Annotated in this window: 15 protein-coding genes; 12 read left to right on the forward strand and 3 right to left on the reverse strand. The window is 65.6% G+C overall.

Going from position 1 to position 16,895, the window contains the following annotated elements; all coding sequences use genetic code 11:
- Positions 1–129 precede the first annotated feature (129 nt).
- Both mshA and AO716_RS16170 read left to right on the forward strand, forming a co-directional pair.
- Positions 130–1,377, forward strand: a complete 1,248-nt coding sequence (gene mshA / locus AO716_RS16165; RefSeq protein ID WP_152970021.1) for a D-inositol-3-phosphate glycosyltransferase — start codon at positions 130–132, stop codon at positions 1,375–1,377.
- 66 nt (positions 1,378–1,443) lie between these two features.
- Entirely contained in the window at positions 1,444–3,111 is a 1,668-nt protein-coding gene (locus tag AO716_RS16170) for a formate--tetrahydrofolate ligase (RefSeq protein WP_055242840.1), read from the forward strand.
- Between the two features lie 92 nt (positions 3,112–3,203).
- Here the strand turns inward: AO716_RS16170 and AO716_RS16175 are convergent, their stop codons facing one another.
- On the reverse strand, positions 3,204–4,289 hold the full coding sequence (locus AO716_RS16175) for an inositol-3-phosphate synthase (protein WP_055242842.1): 1,086 nt from the start codon (positions 4,287–4,289) through the stop codon (positions 3,204–3,206).
- Positions 4,290–4,553: 264 nt separating this feature from the next.
- Between AO716_RS16175 and AO716_RS16180 the strand changes: the two genes are divergently transcribed.
- The 4 genes from AO716_RS16180 to AO716_RS16195 are packed head-to-tail and all read left to right on the forward strand — an operon-like array spanning position 4,554 to position 9,879.
- Positions 4,554–5,858 (forward strand): hypothetical protein, encoded by a 1,305-nt coding sequence (locus tag AO716_RS16180; RefSeq protein WP_055242844.1) that lies wholly within the window; start codon positions 4,554–4,556, stop codon positions 5,856–5,858.
- A 58-nt stretch (positions 5,859–5,916) separates the two neighbouring features.
- The gene (locus tag AO716_RS16185) at positions 5,917–7,362 is read left to right on the forward strand and encodes a glycosyltransferase family 87 protein (protein ID WP_055242846.1); all 1,446 of its coding nucleotides are present in this window, start codon (positions 5,917–5,919) and stop codon (positions 7,360–7,362) included.
- Positions 7,359–8,432: a lipid II:glycine glycyltransferase FemX gene (locus AO716_RS16190; protein ID WP_055242847.1), complete on the forward strand. Its 1,074-nt coding sequence runs from the start codon at positions 7,359–7,361 to the stop codon at positions 8,430–8,432. Before AO716_RS16185 ends, AO716_RS16190 begins: the two co-directional genes overlap by 4 nt.
- Positions 8,425–9,879 carry a phytoene desaturase family protein gene (locus AO716_RS16195; RefSeq protein WP_055242849.1) on the forward strand — a complete coding sequence of 485 codons (1,455 nt, stop codon included), beginning with the start codon at positions 8,425–8,427 and terminating at the stop codon, positions 9,877–9,879. The genes AO716_RS16190 and AO716_RS16195 overlap by 8 nt, the downstream gene beginning before the upstream one ends.
- Positions 9,880–10,052: 173 nt before the next feature.
- On the opposite strand, the gene AO716_RS17840 is transcribed toward AO716_RS16195, so the two are convergent.
- Complete coding sequence (locus AO716_RS17840) at positions 10,053–10,175, reverse strand: hypothetical protein (RefSeq protein ID WP_268235006.1); 123 nt, start codon at positions 10,173–10,175, stop codon at positions 10,053–10,055.
- A 44-nt stretch (positions 10,176–10,219) separates the two neighbouring features.
- On the opposite strand from AO716_RS17840, the gene AO716_RS16200 reads away from it, so the two are divergent.
- Together AO716_RS16200 and AO716_RS16205 are read left to right on the forward strand one after the other, a co-directional pair.
- Positions 10,220–11,155, forward strand: coding sequence for a hypothetical protein (locus AO716_RS16200; protein ID WP_055242851.1), 936 nt, complete (start codon positions 10,220–10,222; stop codon positions 11,153–11,155).
- A 50-nt stretch (positions 11,156–11,205) separates the two neighbouring features.
- Positions 11,206–11,481 (forward strand): hypothetical protein, encoded by a 276-nt coding sequence (locus tag AO716_RS16205; RefSeq protein ID WP_055242853.1) that lies wholly within the window; start codon positions 11,206–11,208, stop codon positions 11,479–11,481.
- A gap of 20 nt (positions 11,482–11,501) precedes the next feature.
- On the opposite strand, the gene AO716_RS16210 is transcribed toward AO716_RS16205, so the two are convergent.
- A complete protein-coding gene (locus tag AO716_RS16210; RefSeq protein ID WP_055242855.1) occupies positions 11,502–11,822 on the reverse strand; it encodes a putative quinol monooxygenase in 321 nt (106 codons plus the stop codon).
- Between the two features lie 118 nt (positions 11,823–11,940).
- Here AO716_RS16210 and AO716_RS16215 point away from each other — a divergent pair, with 118 nt between their 5' ends.
- From AO716_RS16215 to AO716_RS16230, 4 genes are all read left to right on the forward strand, one after another.
- Positions 11,941–13,623 carry an ABC-F family ATP-binding cassette domain-containing protein gene (locus AO716_RS16215; protein ID WP_055242857.1) on the forward strand — a complete coding sequence of 561 codons (1,683 nt, stop codon included), beginning with the start codon at positions 11,941–11,943 and terminating at the stop codon, positions 13,621–13,623.
- A 55-nt stretch (positions 13,624–13,678) separates the two neighbouring features.
- Positions 13,679–14,887: an MFS transporter gene (locus AO716_RS16220; RefSeq protein ID WP_055242859.1), complete on the forward strand. Its 1,209-nt coding sequence runs from the start codon at positions 13,679–13,681 to the stop codon at positions 14,885–14,887.
- Positions 14,888–14,987: 100 nt separating this feature from the next.
- The gene (locus tag AO716_RS16225; RefSeq protein ID WP_082413661.1) at positions 14,988–16,031 is read left to right on the forward strand and encodes an ATP-binding cassette domain-containing protein; all 1,044 of its coding nucleotides are present in this window, start codon (positions 14,988–14,990) and stop codon (positions 16,029–16,031) included.
- Positions 16,028–16,870 (forward strand): ABC transporter permease, encoded by an 843-nt coding sequence (locus AO716_RS16230; protein ID WP_082413662.1) that lies wholly within the window; start codon positions 16,028–16,030, stop codon positions 16,868–16,870. The genes AO716_RS16225 and AO716_RS16230 overlap by 4 nt, the downstream gene beginning before the upstream one ends.
- Positions 16,871–16,895 lie beyond the last annotated feature (25 nt).

Consider the following 16,895-nt stretch of genomic DNA (forward strand, 5'->3'; position numbering starts at 1 on the left):
AGACTGCACACCCTTCCCCGGTCTGCCGCGGATTTCCGCAGCAGACCGGGGATAAGGAAACAAAGCGGGCCCCGTTCGCGTTGTATGGTCGATAGGTAGGGAACACAGGCCAGCGACGAAGGGAGTGCTGTGCCCCAGGTCAACCGGGTGGCCATGCTCTCGCTGCATACCTCGCCGCTCGAACAGCCTGGTTCCGGCGACGCGGGCGGCATGAACGTGTACGTCCGATCCGTAGCCGTCCAAATGGCAAAAATGGGCGTTGAAGTGGACATCTTCACGCGTGCCTGCGCACCGGACCAGCCCCGCGCCGTCGAACTGGCTCCAGGCGTCACCGTCCACCATGTAGTCGCCGGTCCTCGTCGAAAGGTGGCCAAGGAACTGCTTCCCCGACTGGCCGGCGATCTGGCCGAGGGAGTGGCACGCTCAGCCCTGCACGGCGGGATCCGGTATGACGTGATCCATTCGCACTACTGGGTTTCCGGCGTTGCCGGCACCAGCCTGGCGCGCCACTGGGACGTTCCGCTGGTTCACACCATGCACACCATGGCGCGGGTCAAGAACCTTCAGCTTCAGCCCGGCCAGGCTCCCGAACCCCAGGTCCGGATCCAGGGCGAACAGGACGTTGTGCACGCGGCGGCCCGCCTCATCGCAAACACCACCACCGAGGCCGATGAGCTCGTGGCTTGGTACGGGGCCGATCCCCAGTCGATTGACGTAGTCGCCCCCGGTGTGGACCTTGACGTCTTCTCGCCCGCAGGCCGCACTGAGGCCAGGGCACGGCACGGCGTCCGCCGCGGGGAGTTCCACGTGGTTTTTGCCGGGCGGATCCAGCGGATGAAAGGTCCCCAGGTGCTTGTCGAAGCCGCTGCGCGCCTTCGTGCCTCCCGTCCCGACATCCCCTTGCGGGTGAGTATTCTTGGTGCGCCCAGCGGCTCCGAGATCCTGGATCTGGATGCCTCGGTCCGCGAGCTGGGACTGCGCGGCACCGTCCAGCTGCACCCGCCGGTGGAAGCTAACGGACTTGCCGGCTGGTTCCGGTCAGCGGACGTAGTGGCAGTTCCTTCCTTCAGTGAGTCCTTCGGACTTGTAGCCCTGGAAGCACAGGCATGCGGAACCCCTGTCCTGGCAGCCGACGTCGGCGGGCTGCCCAAGGCAGTCAGCTCCGGGCGCACCGGTGTGCTCGTCCAGGGGCACGATCCGTCCCTGTGGGCCGCTGAACTCGAAACACTCTTCGATCACCGCGCCTGGCGCAGCGACCTGGGTCGAAACGCCGCAGCGCAGGCCCGTTCCTTCGGCTGGGAGCGCACCGCCACCCTCACCACGCAGACCTACCGCCACGCAGCGGAGCAGCCGGCGGTCCACCCCGTCGGCAACTAAAAACTCGCTGCCGTAAGGCGGGTGTGCCGGATTGACGGGGGCCGGGGGTGGTGCCAGCGTGGAGTTATGGCCAATGACCTCGACATTTCCCGGGCTGCGACGCTGCAGCCCATCACCGACATTGCGCATTCTGCAGGCATCCCTGAAGACGCGCTGGAACTCTACGGCCGCTACAAGGCGAAGGTAAACCCGGCTCTGGTGCCTAAGAGTTCGAAGCCGGGCAAGGTGGTGCTGGTGACCGCCATGAGCCCGACGCCTGCCGGCGAAGGCAAGTCAACGGTGACCGTTGGGCTGGGGGACGCGCTGGCGCGTGCCGGGCAGAAGACGGTCATTGCCCTGCGTGAGCCATCCTTGGGTCCCGTGCTTGGCATGAAGGGGGGCGCCACCGGCGGCGGCTACTCGCAGGTGATCCCGATGGAAGAAATCAACCTCCACTTCACCGGGGATTTCCATGCCATCACGTCCGCCAACAATGCCCTGGCCGCGCTGACGGACAACCACATTTTCCAGGGAAACGCACTGGGTATCGACCCCCGCCGCATCACCTTCCGGCGGGTCATGGACATGAACGACCGCTCGCTGCGGCACATTGTGGTGGGCCTTGGCGGGCCGGGCCAGGGAACTGTCCGCGAAGATGGCTTCGACATCACCGTGGCTTCGGAAATCATGGCAATCTTCTGCCTGGCCACGGACATAGAGGACCTCACCACCAGGCTGGCGCAGATCACCGTCGGTTACACGTGGGAGCGGCAGCCGGTGACCGTAGCGGATCTGGGTGTCCAGGGGGCGCTGGCACTGCTGCTGAAGGATGCCCTCAAGCCGAACCTGGTGCAGACCATCGCGGGAACCCCGGCGCTGGTCCACGGCGGCCCCTTCGCAAACATCGCCCACGGCTGCAACTCGGTGATAGCGACCACGCTGGGCCGGAACCTGGCCGACGTCGTTGTTACCGAGGCCGGATTCGGTGCCGACCTTGGGGCGGAGAAGTACCTGGACATTAAGTCGCGGGTGGCAGATGTTGCCCCGGACGCCGTCGTGGTGGTCGCAACCGTCCGTGCGCTGAAAATGCACGGCGGGGTGCCCCGGGAGCGGCTGGATGAACCAAACCTGACCGGACTGGAAGCCGGCACGGCGAACCTTCGGCGGCACGTGCGGAACCTCGGTAAATTCGGTTTCTCACCGGTCGTCGCGATCAACCGCTTCACCACGGACACGGAAGAGGAAATCGACTGGCTGCTGCAGTGGTGCGCCCGCGAAGGAGTGGACGCCGCTGTAGCGGACGTCTGGGCGCACGGCGGGGGAGGCCCCGGGGGCGATGACCTGGCAGCCAAGGTGCTCTCAGCGCTGAAGAAGCCTGTGGACGTCCGGCCGCTGTACCCGCTGCAAATGAGTGTGGAGGACAAGATCCGCACGGTGGTCCGGGAGATCTACGGAGCCGACGACGTCGAGTTCTCCGTGCCAGCGCTGCGCAGGCTGGAGGAAATCAAGGCAAACGGGTGGGAGAACTTCCCGGTCTGCATGGCCAAGACCCAGTACTCGTTTTCCGACGACGCCGCGAAGCTGGGGGCGCCGGAAGGGTTCACCGTCCATGTGAGGGACCTGGTGCCGAAGACCGGCGCCGGCTTCATCGTGGCGCTGACCGGTGCGGTGATGACGATGCCGGGGCTGCCGAAGGAACCCGCTGCGCTCCGCATGGGAGTCGCGCCGGACGGCACGCCGTCGGGCCTCTTCTAGCCTGCCTGCCCCAACGAGATAGCAGAAAGTGCACGTCCCAGCGCTGGGACGTGCACTTTCTGCTATCTCGATTCTTGGGGGAAGGGAAGGGCTTAGCGCTCGACTTCTCCGCGGATGAACTGCTCCACCTTTTCGTGGGCGATGTCATCGTTGTACTGCTCCGGCGGGGACTTCATGAAGTAGCTGGAGGCCGAGAGGATAGGGCCGCCGACGCCGCGGTCCAGGGCGATCTTCGCTGCACGGACGGCATCGATGATCACACCCGCGGAGTTGGGGGAGTCCCAGACTTCGAGCTTGTACTCGAGGGACACCGGAGCATCACCGAAGTTGCGGCCCTCCAGGCGGACGAAGGCCCACTTGCGGTCATCCAGCCAGGCGACGTAGTCGGACGGGCCAATGTGGACGTCGTTGGCAGCCAGCTCGGCGGTAACGTTCGACGTCACAGCCTGGGTCTTGGAGATCTTCTTCGACTCCAGCCGCTCACGCTCCAGCATGTTCTTGAAGTCCATGTTGCCGCCGACGTTCAGCTGGTAGGTGCGGTCCAGTGTGACGCCGCGGTCTTCGAACAGCTTCGCCATCACGCGGTGGGTAATGGTGGCACCGATCTGGCTCTTGATGTCGTCACCAACAATCGGCACACCGGCCGCGGTGAACTTGTCCGCCCACTCCTTGGTACCGGCAATGAAGACGGGCAGCGCGTTGACGAAAGCCACGCCCGCGTCGATGGCGCACTGGGCGTAGAACTTTGCGGCCTGTTCGGAGCCAACGGGCAGGTAGCAGACCATGACGTCGATCTTTGCAGCCTTGAGCTCGGCAACCACGTCCACCGGAGCCTCATCGGACTCGCTGATCGTCTCGCGGTAGTACTTGCCGAGTCCGTCCAGGGTGTGGCCGCGCAGCACCTTGATACCGGTCGCGGGGACGTCGGCAATCTTGATGGTGTTGTTCTCGCTGGCACCAATGGCGTCGGCAAGGTCGAGGCCAACTTTCTTGGCGTCGACATCGAATGCGGCCGCGAACTGCACGTCATTGACGTGGTAGTCGCCGAACTGGACGTGCATCAGGCCTGGGACGGTTGCTGTCGGGTCTGCGTCGCGGTAGTAGTGGACGCCCTGCACCAGCGATGCAGCGCAGTTACCAACACCAACGATTGCTACCCGGATCGGGTTATTTGCCACGGTTCTCCTTTGAAGACATTCCTGTGCCGCCGCCCGCCGCTGACGCGTCAGTGTGCCGCCGCAGGCGGCGCAGGCAACTGACCTAGTCTACTTTGTCCGGCCGTCAATGCTCAGGCACCGTCCGCAGATGCGCGGCGCAGTGCAGACACCGGCCAGACTGGCCCTGCGGCAGCGGGTTTTCCCGGCAGGTAGATGGCAGGGCGGGCCACGGTGCCTACGCTGGAAAGACAGTGCCGGAGCCCGACCCTCCGCTAGGAGTGCGCCATGAAATCCCTGCCAGCAACCTTCCGCGGCCGAGCTGCCGCCGCCCTGGCAGCAGCCGGGCTTCTTGTGGGCGGAGGACTCACGGCCTGCACCCAGGACAGCGGTACGGAAAGCTCATCCCCGAGCCCGACGGCGGAATCCGGCTCTGCATCACAGCTCGCCGACGAGTGTGAGCTGCCGGAGCCCTCTGCCACACCCAGTCCGGAGAGCGGTGATTTCTCCGCCGCGGACCCGGACAAGTCCGCCCTCGAGGTGGGCAGCGGGCAGCAGCGCGCAGTGGGTGCGTCCACCATCAGCAAGTCGGGGGACAGCTCCAGCACCGATTCATCCAGCTTTTCCGGGCTCAATGCCGCCGTGCTCATCTCCGGGGGCGGATCCCTGTCCATGAACGGGACCACCGTCGAAACCGCCGGCAGCGGCGCCAACGGGGTGTTTGCGACCGGCACGGGTTCCTCGGCGTCCCTGCAGGACGTGAGCGTGAAGACCCAGGGCAGTTTCTCCCACGCCCTGGATGTTACCGACGGCGGGAGCCTCACGGCCGTGAGCCCGCAGCTGTCCACCGCCAGTGACCACTCCAGCGTGATCGCCACTGACCGCGGCGGGGGAGACATCCAGGTCAGCGGAGGGAACGCCACGGCAAGCGGTGATCTGTCCGCCGTCATCTACTCCACGGGGATCATCTCCGTGTGCGGCCTGACCGGATCTTCGGCGCTGGCGGAGGCTGCCGTTGTGGAGGGCGCCAACTCGGTGCGCACCACCAGTTCAGATCTGACCGGCGGCACCCACGGTGCCTATCTGTACTCCAGTACGCCGGGCAGCACCGGAGGCGGAACTTTCACCATGTCCGGCGGAACACTGACCGCCAAGGACGGCAACGCCGTTTTCGTAGACGGAGTGAGTGCCACCATTAACCTCAGCAATGCACCCAAACTGGACCCCGGATCCGGTGCGTTGATCAGCGTGTCCAGCAACGGCAGTGCTTCGGCCTCGCTGCAGGAAACGGTGCTGGAAGGACAGTTGACCGCCGACGCCGGGAGCACGTTGTCCGTGTCACTGACAGCCAACAGCCGGGTCACCGGGACGCTGAGCAACGTGGGCCTGGAACTGGACAACACCAGCATGGTGGAACTCGCCGCGGATTCCTCCGCCACTTCGGTGCAGGGCGCGCTGGTTACGGGCAACGAGATCACCAACATCACGGGCAACGGCCACACCCTCACCTACGATCCCGGGGCAGATGGAAACGGCTACCTCAACGGACAGGACTACCAGCTGGCCGGCGGCGGCACCCTGCAGGCATCCTGAGCACAGTTTCAGCCAGTCGGACGTGGCCGCGCGGGGGCCCACCGGCATACTGGTAGGCATGGATTCCACGCCCCGCCGCCGGCCGATGCGGATTGTTGTGCCAAGCCGAAACGACCGGCTGCTGAGCCGCTTCACGGAGGGACTCGGCGGTCCCATGGGGAAGTTCACGGCCCCGGGAATGGTGTCCCCGGGTTTCTTCACGGTGGAACGCGTTCTGATCCTGATGACCACGGGCGCGGCCCTGCTGGCGCTGCTGGCGAAGACCCCCTGCCGGGCAAACGGCTGGTCCAACCAGTTCTACCAGGCGTGCTATTCGGACTGGCCGGCCCTGTTCGGTGCCCGGGGGCTGGGAGAGGGGATCTATCCCTTCATCAGCGCCGGATCTGAATTCGAGTACCCGGTGCTGCTGGGACTGCTCGCCGGGTTTGTGGCCTGGCTGGTCCCCGCGGAGGCGGAATCCCGCTGGCTGCTCTACTTCGACCTCAATGCAGTGTTTGCCACCGCGGCCTGGATCGTCACGGTGATCGCCACCATGCGGATGGCCAACCGCCGCCCCTGGGATGCGGCCATGGTGGCCGTTGCACCGGCAATGATCCTGTCCATGTTCATCAACTGGGACATCTGGGCCGTGATGCTCGCTGCCCTGGGCATGCTGGCCTTCGCCCGCAGCAAACCGGCACTGGCCGGGGTGCTGATAGGCCTGGGAACGGCGCTGAAACTCTATCCAGTGCTGATCCTCGGTGCCGTGCTCGTCCTGGCGATCCGAACCTTCAAGTGGCGTCCCGCCGTCGTCACGTTCGCAGCCACTGCCCTGACCTGGCTGGCGGTGAATGTTCCCTTTGCCCTCCGCGACTTCGAGGGCTGGAAGTACTTTTACGAGTTTTCCCGGGACCGCGGTGCGGGGAATTCAAGCGTCTGGCAAGCCTGGAACATTACCTTCCCGGAATTTGAGGCAGATGCCGCATTCATCGGCTTTTGGGCTTACTTCCTCTTCGCCCTGGCCTGCGCCGGGATTGCCCTGCTGGCCCTCGCGGCGCCCCGCCGTCCGCGAATGGCCCAGCTGGTCTTCCTGATCGTGGCCGCGTTCATCCTCACCAATAAGGTCTACTCACCGCAGTTCGTGCTTTGGCTCGTGCCGCTGCTGGCACTGGCCCGGCCGCGCTGGCGGGACTTTTTGATCTGGCAGTTCTTCGAGGTAATGCACTGGTGGGCAATCTGGCTCTACCTCGCCGCAATCCTTGGCGGCGGACCCCCGGAGAACAACCTTGATTCAGGCTGGTTCGTGTTGTCAGTAGCGGGGCACATGGGCGCAACCATGTACCTGATGTTCAGGGTGGCCCTGGATATCTGGGACCCCCGCACCGATCCGGTCCGCCGCATGGGCATCGACGATCCGCAGGGCGGACCGTTCAACCAGGCGCCAGACCGCTGGCGGCTCAGGCTCGGCCGCCGCCCTCGGGTACCCTTGGAAACGGACGCAGCCCCGGCGAAAGAAGCACAGTGACCCCCGCTCCCTACCGTTTTCAGCAGCTGTCGCGCGAGGACTTTGAGTCCCTCGCCGCCGGGCACCCCGGCGTCGTCATTCCGCTGGAACAAACGCCCTACTGGGCGGATTTCGAGACCAGACTGGGCCGCGATCCCTACGGAATCTGGGCCTATTACGACGGCGGCAAGCTGGTTGCGACCGCCAGTTACCTGCGTTCACGGCGGCGCCTGCGCCCGTCCCTCGTAGTGGTAAACGGACCCACCTGGTTTACCGAACGGACGCCCGAGGCGGAAGCCCGGCTGGTCGCCACCGTGCAGGAGCAGTTCAGGGCCGACCCCGCCGTGGATCCGCTGTACGTCCGGATGCAGGTGGAGCATGTCCAGCCGCCGGTCGCCGGGCCGCTGGAACACGGCTGGTACGAGCGCGAAATCGTAGTGGACCTGACGCCGGATACGGACAAGATTTTCGCGGCGTTCCGGCCTAATGCCCGGAACCTTATCCGCAAGGCGGAGAAGCTGGGCGTGGAAGTGCGCGCTGTGGAGCGGGAGCAGTGGGCGGACGTTTTCCGCACCGAGCTCTTCCCGATCATGCAGGAGACTGCAGCCCGCGACGGGTTCTCCAGCTTCGATTCCGCGTTCTATGAAACCCTGCTCACCGAACTCGGAGACCATCTGCGCCTCATGGTGGCCTATGTGGACGGCAAGCCGGTCTCCTGGCTGATCACCACGGAATACCGCGGCTACGCGGTGTACTACTTCGCTGCCAGCTCACGCGATGCCCGGAAGACCAACGCGCCTTACCTGCTTCTCTGGGAAGCGTTCAAGATCCTCAAGGACGCGGGGAACACAGCCTGCGGCCTGACCGGCATTGAGAGCGAGAACTATCCCTCGCTGGCGAACGTCACCACGTTCAAACGCAATTTCTCGAAGACCGTGGTCACGGTTCCCACGACCTACGACATTCCGCTGCATCCGCTCCGCTACCGCGCACTCGCAACAGCCCTTCGGGTACGCCGGGACGCCCCCGGTCTCCTCCGCCGCGCCGCAGCGCGGATTCGGCGTCCGGATGCCAAGGCCGGCCGTGACTGACGTAACTGTGGTGGGTTCCGGGCCGAACGGCCTGGCTGCCGCCGTCACCATGGCCCGCGCCGGGTTGTCCGTGCGCGTCCTGGAAGCTGCACCCACCGCGGGCGGGGGATCCCGCACCAGCGAACTGATGCGTCCCGGTTACCGGCATGACGTTTGCTCCGCAGTCCATCCAATGGGACTGGCATCGCCCTTCTTCCGGGATTTCGGCCTGGCTGACCGGATCCGGATGGAGGTCCCCGAAGCGTCGTACGCGCAGCCGCTGGACGGCGGGCAGGCTGCGGTTGCCTACCGGAGCCTGGAACGAACCATCCAGGACCTTGGCCCCGACGGCAACGCCTATAAAAGGCTCATGGGCCCGCTGGTCCGGCACAGCGAAGCGATCACCCGGACGCTGATGGACCCGCTGCTGAAGGTTCCGCGGGAACCTCGCTCAGCGCTGCGTTTTGGACTGGCAGCACTGGACCAGGGAACCGCGGCCTGGAACCGCAGGTTCAGCGGGGAGGCCGCCCCTGCCCTGCTGACCGGGGTGATGGCCCACCCGGTGGGGCAGCTGCCCTCGCTGCCTTCAGCCGGCGGGGGACTGCTGCTTGCCCTGCTGGCCCACACCGTTGGCTGGCCGGTTCCGGTTGGCGGCTCGCAGGCGATTGCGGATGCGATGGTTGAGGACCTCCTCGCCCACGGCGGAGAGCTCGAGTCCGGGGTGCGAGTGGATTCCCTGGCCGAGGTCTCCGGCTCACGCGCGGTGATTCTCGATACCGCCCCTGCCGGTCTGCTGCGCATGGCCGGGGGGCGGCTGCCGGCACGCTATGAAAAGACGCTGCGCCAGTTCCGGTACGGCAACGCGGCCTGCAAGGTGGACTTCATCCTGTCCGGGCCGGTTCCGTGGAAGAACCCCGCGGTCGCCGCTGCAGGAACAGTGCACCTGGGCGGAACACGGACCGAAACTGCTGCGGCCGAGGCGGAGGTGGCAGCCGGCCGGCATCCCGGGGAGCCCTACGTGCTTCTTTCCCAGCCCAGCAGCTTTGATTCAACCCGCGCACCGGCGGGGCATCACATCCTCTGGACGTACTGCCATGTTCCGGCGGGCTCCAACCGGGACATGGCCGGCGAAATTACAGCCCAGATTGAGCGCTTCGCTCCCGGGTTCCGGGACGTGGTCCTTGAGACCCGGACTACGACGGCGCAGGGCCTCGCCGCGTACAACGAAAACTATGTGGGCGGGGATTTTGGTGCCGGGGCCGTCACACTGGGGCAAATGCTTCGCCGGCCGGTCCTCTCGCCCAGCCCCTGGCAAACCCCCCTGCCCGGCGTCTACCTGTGCTCAGCCTCCACCCCGCCCGGCCCCGGCGTCCACGGGATGGGCGGGTACCACGCTGCGCGCCTGGCGCTGAAGGATGTCTTTGGCCTCCCGGTCCCCGCGCTGGGACCCGCTGCGGGATCCTCCTGAGCGGGAAGCCCGCCGGCGGTTTGCTGCGAGGTTACGGGTTGGTTCCGGGTCCGCGCCGCACGGCGTCACCAACGGCCCGGAGGGGGAGAGAACTGTATCTTGGGACTCGGCATCCAAAGACAGTGGCATGGAAACGTCCCGCCACAGCACGACCGGGGGATCTTTCATGACGGTTACAGTCCAACCACGTCCGGGACGTCCAGGCTCTGCCACGCCGCCTGCCGGCGCGGCGCCCGGGCCTGTCCGCCCAGGCGCAGGGCGCGGCCGCGGCCGCCGTCGTCGGAGCGTTGGATCACCGCGCGGCCGCAGGGCAGCGTTTCTGGCGGCGGCCGGGGCAGCGGTGCTCGCGGCGGCAGCCGTACTGGGCTACCGGTTTGTCAGCGAGGACGTCCTGGGCCCCAAGGCAAAAGTCGAAGACTATTTGGCTGCTTTGGCATCGGGGGACCACTCCGCCGCCCACTCCCTGCTGCCGGCTGTTGAGGCGCTCGTGCCGCAGGAAGAAGCGGTGTACCGCGAAGCCGGCCACAGGATCACCGGGTTCTCGATCCTGGGACAGGAAATCCGCGACGGCCGCGCCGTCGTGCAGGCGGCTGTGGTGCAGAACGGCGAGACCAAACCCGTTGAGTTCCGGCTCAGGGATACCGGGATCCGAGCGTGGATCTTCACCGTCTGGCAGCTTGAACCGACCGCCGCGCGGACGGTGCAGGTGGACGTTCCCGCCGGGACGGAAACAATCCTGATCAACGGTGCAGAGCTTGCACTCCCGCCGGGCACCAGCCATGCCGAAGTGCTGCTGCTGCCGGGTTCCTACCTCATCCAGGGCCCGCCGCAGCGTTATCTCAGCTATGGACCGGGCCAGACGGTGACCGTGGAGCCGGGAATGGCGGGCGGCCCGGAAGGTGTGCGCCTCCGGCCCGCAGTTACGGGTGAGCTGGCGCCCGAAGTACAGCTGCAGGCAGAGGCTTATCTCTCGGATTGCCTTGCAGGGCACGAAGCAGCGCCCGCTGCCTGCCCCAATGCCGCCTATACCGCTTTCGGGCCGGAGCGGTACCGGAACCTGGAATGGAGCCTGGAGAAGGCGCCGCAGTACCGGATCGTTGGAACGCCCGAAACCGGACTCGCGGTGTATGCGACCGGCGGCAAGGCCCGTGCGGTGTATCAGGAGGACGTCAGCGGAGCAGGGCGCTGGGAGAACCGCACTGACCTGGTGAGCATCAGCTTCGGTTCGGAACTCGAACTGGCCGGGGACACCCCAGGGCTGAACTTCCGGCCCTGAACCCTTGCACTGAAGCGCACGCCATGGGGAACTTGAAGGAGGAGGTTCCCATGACGGACACACCAGAACACCTGAACAACCACCACCGGGACACACTGAACCAGATCCTGCGCCACCCCGTCTCCCACAACATCGAATGGAAGCGGGTCCGTTCACTGCTGGACACCGTCGCCGACACCACCCGTGAGCACAACGGTAAATACGAGGTGACCATCGCCGGCCAAACGGACTACCTGACTCCGCCGCGCGGCAAGGACATCGACGAACAGACCGTCGTGGACCTGCGCGAACTGCTGGAGCGCGCCGGATTCTCCCTCGAGGAATAACCGGCGCGCTCCGGCTGGTGTTACTTAACTTCCAGTTCGCCCATCCGTGACCATTCCTGGCCGTCGATGAGCGTATTGATGATGCGCGGGGTCTCGACCAGGGCGGGCTGCATGTCCTTCATGGCCTGCTGGAAGTGGTCGCTGTTGACGTGGGCAGCCGCGGCGTCGTCCTTGAACGCTTCCACGAGCACAAACTCGTTCGGATCTTCCAGGCTCCGGGACCAGTCGAACCAGAGGTTGCCGTCTTCCGCGCGGGTGGCAGCGGTGAAGGCCGCGGTGAGCTCGGGCCACCGATCGGTCCACTCAGGCTTGACCTTGAACTTAACGACGATGAAGATCATCTTTTTCTCCTGGTTTTCTGCGGTATTTCTGCGGTAATTGCCAACACAAAAGCCTATGCCCGCGGCGGACCGCCGTCACGCCGGCGGAAGTCCATCCCCGCGATGGGAGGATGGAAGCGTGGCTCATTTAGACGTATCCGGCATCGACTACTTCCTCTCCGACGGCAGGCAGCTGCTCAGCGGCGTCAGCTTCAAGGTGGGCGAGGGCCACAAAACGGCCCTGATCGGACCGAACGGCACGGGTAAGACCACTTTGCTGCGCATCATCGCCGAGGATATTAAGCCGGACGAGGGCACCGTTTCCCGGTCGGGGAACATGGGGATCATGCGCCAGTTCGTCGGCCAGGTCCGGGACGGGAGCACCGTGCGGGACCTGCTGGTCTCTGCCGCTCCGCCGGCCATCGCGGCCGCTGCCAGGGCCGTGGATGAGGCCGAAGAGGCCATGATGGAGAACGACGACGAGCCCACCCAGATGCGTTATGCCCAGGCCATTGCGGACTGGGGCGACGTAGGCGGCTACGAGCAGGAGACGGTCTGGGACGAAGTGACCACCGCCGCCCTGGGCATGCCCTTTGACGCTGCCCAGTACCGCCAGGCCAGCACGCTCTCCGGCGGTGAGCAGAAACGCCTGGTCCTGGAAGCGCTGTTCTCCGGACCTGACGAGCTGCTGCTGCTCGATGAGCCGGACAACTACCTGGACGTGCCAGGCAAGCGCTGGCTCGAGGCCAAGCTCGCCGAATCCAGAAAGTCCGTCCTGTTCGTTTCCCACGACCGGGAGCTGCTCGCCAACGCTGCGACCCGCATCGTCACCCTTGAACCGGGGATCAACGGGGCGTCTGCCTGGATCCACGGCGGCGGATTCGGCAGCTACATCAAGGCCCGGGAAGACCGCAATGCACGCTTTGAAGAACTGCGCCGCCGCTGGGACGAGGAGCACGTAAAGCTCAAGGAACTCGTCAACATGTACAAGAACAAGGCGGCGTTCCGGTCCGACATGGCCAACCGGTACCACGCAGCCCAGACCCGGCTCGCCAAGTTCCTGGAAGCCGGACCGCCCGAAGCGCTGCCGATCGAGCAGAACGTCAAGATGCGGCTGCGCGGCGGCCGCACCGCCAAGCGCGCCGTCGTGGCCCAGAAGCTGGAGCTGACCGGCCTGATGAAGCCGTTCAGCACCGAAATCTGGTTTGGCGACCGGGTTGGCGTTCTGGGATCCAACGGCTCCGGCAAGTCACACTTCCTGCGCCTCCTGGCCCTCGGCGGCAGCGATCCGGACAAGGAACACGAGCCGGTTTCCGAGGTGGAGATCGCACCGGTGCCCCATGAGGGTTCGGTCAAGCTCGGTGCCCGGATCCGTCCCGGCTTTTTCGCGCAGACCATGCTTCGCCCTGACCTGCTGGGCAAGACGCTGCTGGACATCCTGCACCGCGGCGACGAGCACCGCTCCGGCCTGGGCCGGGAGGCGGCTGCGGGGGCACTGGACCGCTACGGCCTGGCCTCCTCGGGGGAACAGAAGTACGACTCGCTCTCCGGCGGACAGCAGGCCCGCCTGCAGATCCTGCTGCTGGAACTCTCGGGTGCCACCCTGCTGCTGCTCGACGAACCGACGGACAACCTTGACCTGCACTCTGCCGAGGCGCTGGAGAAGGCCATCGAGGCATTCGAGGGAACCGTGCTGGCCGTGACGCACGACCGCTGGTTCGCCCGCAGCTTTGACCGGTTCCTGGTGTTCGGCTCCGACGGGCGCGTCTATGAGTCCGAAGAACCCGTCTGGGACGAAAAGCGGGTCGAACGGGCACGCTAGGCGCCACGCCGGACGGCATTTCCCTCCGGCGGCCCCGGGGCTCCAGAATGAGGGAGTGAACACGAAAACCCTGGACCGGGCCCTGCTGGCTGTCTTCGCCGTCTTCGCCCTGAACGGCCTGATCTTTGCCAGCTGGGCAGCGCGGATCCCGGCAGCAGCGCAGGCCCTGGACATCGGCTCCGCCGGTGTAGGGCTGCTGCTCCTCTTCTCAGCCGTTGGATCAGTTGCGGCCCTTCCGCTGGCAGGTGCCCTGGCACAGCGGGTGGGGACAGCAAATGCCGTCCGCACCGGGGGACTGCTGGCATCCGCCGCTGCCCTTGTGATCGCTGCCGGGCTGGCCTGGGCATCGATTCCCCTCACAGCCGGCGGCCTGCTGCTCTTTGGCGCCGGAATCGGGTTGTGGGACGTTGCCATGAACCTGGAAGGGACAGAGGTTGAACGCGGGCTGAGGCGGACGCTGATGCCCAAGTTCCACGGAGCCTTCAGCGGCGGAGCCTTCATCGGAGCCATGATTGGCGCCGGGCTTTCCGCACTGGGAGTCAGCCTCCCAGTCCACCTGCTCGGAATCGTGGTGCTGGCTGTAGTGCTCGTAATCCTGGTGCCGAAGGCCTTCCTGCCGGATTCCCCGGAGATGCTGCACGCCCACGACGACGACGGCGGCCCGAAGCCCTCCAGCTTCGGAGCCTGGAAAGAAGGACGCACGCTGCTGATCGGCGTCGTTGTCCTTGGTGCCGCCCTCACTGAAGGTGCCGCCAACGACTGGGTGGCGAAGGCGACGGTGGATGGGCTGGACGCCTCTGAAACCGCCGGTGCGGTGATGTTCGGGACCTTCGTGGCAGCCATGACCGCTACGCGCTGGTTCGGCGCCAGGCTGATCGACCGGATGGGCCGGGTGCGGGCGCTTCGGCTGTGCATGGGAGCTTCACTGGCGGGTCTGATTCTCTTTGTGTTTGCACCCAGCCTCTGGCTCGCCGGGATCGGCGTCATCCTGTGGGGGATTGGCGCCGCACTGGGCTTCCCCATGGGCATGTCCGCCGCCGGTGACGATCCGGCCCATGCTGCGGGCCGGGTTTCGGTTGTTTCTACCCTTGGCTACACGGCGTTCTTCGTCGGCCCTCCGCTGCTTGGTTTCCTTGGCGAGCAGTGGGGCCTGCGCAACGCGCTGCTGGTTGTGGGCGCGGCAATGCTCATGTCCATCCTTTTTGCGCCGGTCGCCGCCGAGCGGAAGCCGGAGGACCTGGGTACAGGGAATCCTGCCGCCTAACGGGCAATTCCAGCCAAGTTCCTCCTCCCCGCACAGTTGCGGACTGAAGCTGTCCGGAAAAGGCCTATCCAGCGCGTCCGCTCAGTCCTAACCTGAGCGCATGTCCTTTCCCCCCAACAATTCTTCCCCGCTTAATCCTGTGTCCGAAGGCCGCAGGGATCCCCTGATCCAGGCCCGCGGCCTGACCAAGGTTTACAAGTCAAAGTCCGGTCCGGTGTATGCCCTGAACGGACTGGACATCGCAGTTCCCCAAGGCACCGTCAAAGCCCTGCTGGGTCCTAACGGAGCTGGCAAGACCACCGCGGTCAAGGTCCTGACCACCCTGATCAAACCCGATGCCGGCACAGCCGTGATCGACCGGTTCGATGTCCTGCAGCGTCCCAAGGACGTGCGCCGGATCATTGGCGTTTCCGGACAGTACTCGGCCGTGGATGAGAACCTGACCGGTATTGAGAATCTGCGCATGGTGGGCAGGCTCTACCACCTGCCGGCCCCGGCAGCCCGCCGCCGGGCGGCTGAGCTGATTGAACAGTTCGACCTGGCCGATGCCGGCAACCGCCCCGTCAAGGGGTACTCCGGCGGTATGCGGCGCCGGCTGGACCTCGCCGGTGCCCTGGTCAACGAACCCCGGGTGCTGTTCCTGGACGAACCGACCACAGGGCTGGACCCCCGCAGCCGGCTGGCGCTCTGGGATGTCATCAAATCCCTGGTTGCCGCCGGAACCACCCTGCTGCTGACCACCCAGTACCTGGAAGAAGCCGACCAGCTGGCAGACAGCGTCGCGGTGATCGACGGCGGCAAAGTCATCGCCGAGGGAACATCCGACCAGCTCAAGGCCATGATCGGCGGACACCGTGTGGCAGTGGCACTGGTTGAAGGATTCGACGCCGGTGTGGCCCGTGACGTGCTTGCCCGGTACGGCAGCGGAGAAGTCCAGACCGCCAGTGACGGACGCAGCCTGGAGGTGGCAGTGACTGAAGGTCCCTCGGCACTGCAGCACGTTCTGGCAGACCTGGCCGCTGCAGGCATCGAACTGCACGACGCCGGGATCCGCCGCCCCACCCTCGACGACGTGTTCCTCAAGCTCACCGGACACATGGCCGAAGCGGGCCAGGAAAAAGCAGACGCAGGGAGCGCACAGTGACCGCCGCAGCCGGGGCCCTGGATCTGGCCCCCACCGAGGGATCCGCCATTGGACGCTGGGCTTCGGACGGCTGGACAGTCACCAAGCGGAACCTGATAAAGATCCGCCGCTCACCGGACATGCTCGCCTTCGCAGTGCTACAGCCCATCATGTTCGTCCTGCTGTTCAGCCAGGTCTACGGCGGATCCATCCAGGTTCAGGGAACGGATTACACCCAGTACCTGATGGCCGGGATTTTCGCCCAGACCGTGGTCTTCGGGTCCACCTTTTCCGGGTCCGCGATGGCCCAGGACCTCAAGGAAGGCATCATCGACAGGTTCCGCACCCTTCCCATGAGCCCGTCCGCCGTCCTGGTCGGACGCACCAATTCCGACCTGGTGCTCAACACGATTTCGGTGACGATCATGATGGCCACGGGCCTGCTGGTGGGCTGGCGGGTCAACACGTCGTTTGCGAGCTTCCTCGCCGGCGTCGGACTGCTGCTGCTTTTCTCCTATGCCTTCAGCTGGGTCATGGCGCTGCTGGGCATGTCCGTCCGTTCACCGGAAGCGATCAACAACGCCTCGTTCATCATCCTGTTCCCCATCACGTTCATTTCCAACGCGTTCGTGCAGAGTTCCACCCTGCCCGAGCCGCTGCGGATCTTTGCTGAATGGAACCCTGTTTCGGCCCTGGTGCAGGCTGTGCGGCAGCTGTTCGGCAACCTGGGTTCGGCTCCGGTCCCAGACACGTGGCCCATGCAGCACGCAATTGCGACCGTGCTGATCGGATCTGCGGCCCTGCTTCTTGTTTTTGTTCCCCTTGCCGTGCGGAAATTTGAGGCAGTGAGCTCACGGTAGGACCCCGCCCGCGAACGTAAGGAAA

This window comes from Arthrobacter sp. Edens01, from assembly GCF_001307035.1.
Taxonomy (GTDB): domain Bacteria; phylum Actinomycetota; class Actinomycetes; order Actinomycetales; family Micrococcaceae; genus Arthrobacter_B.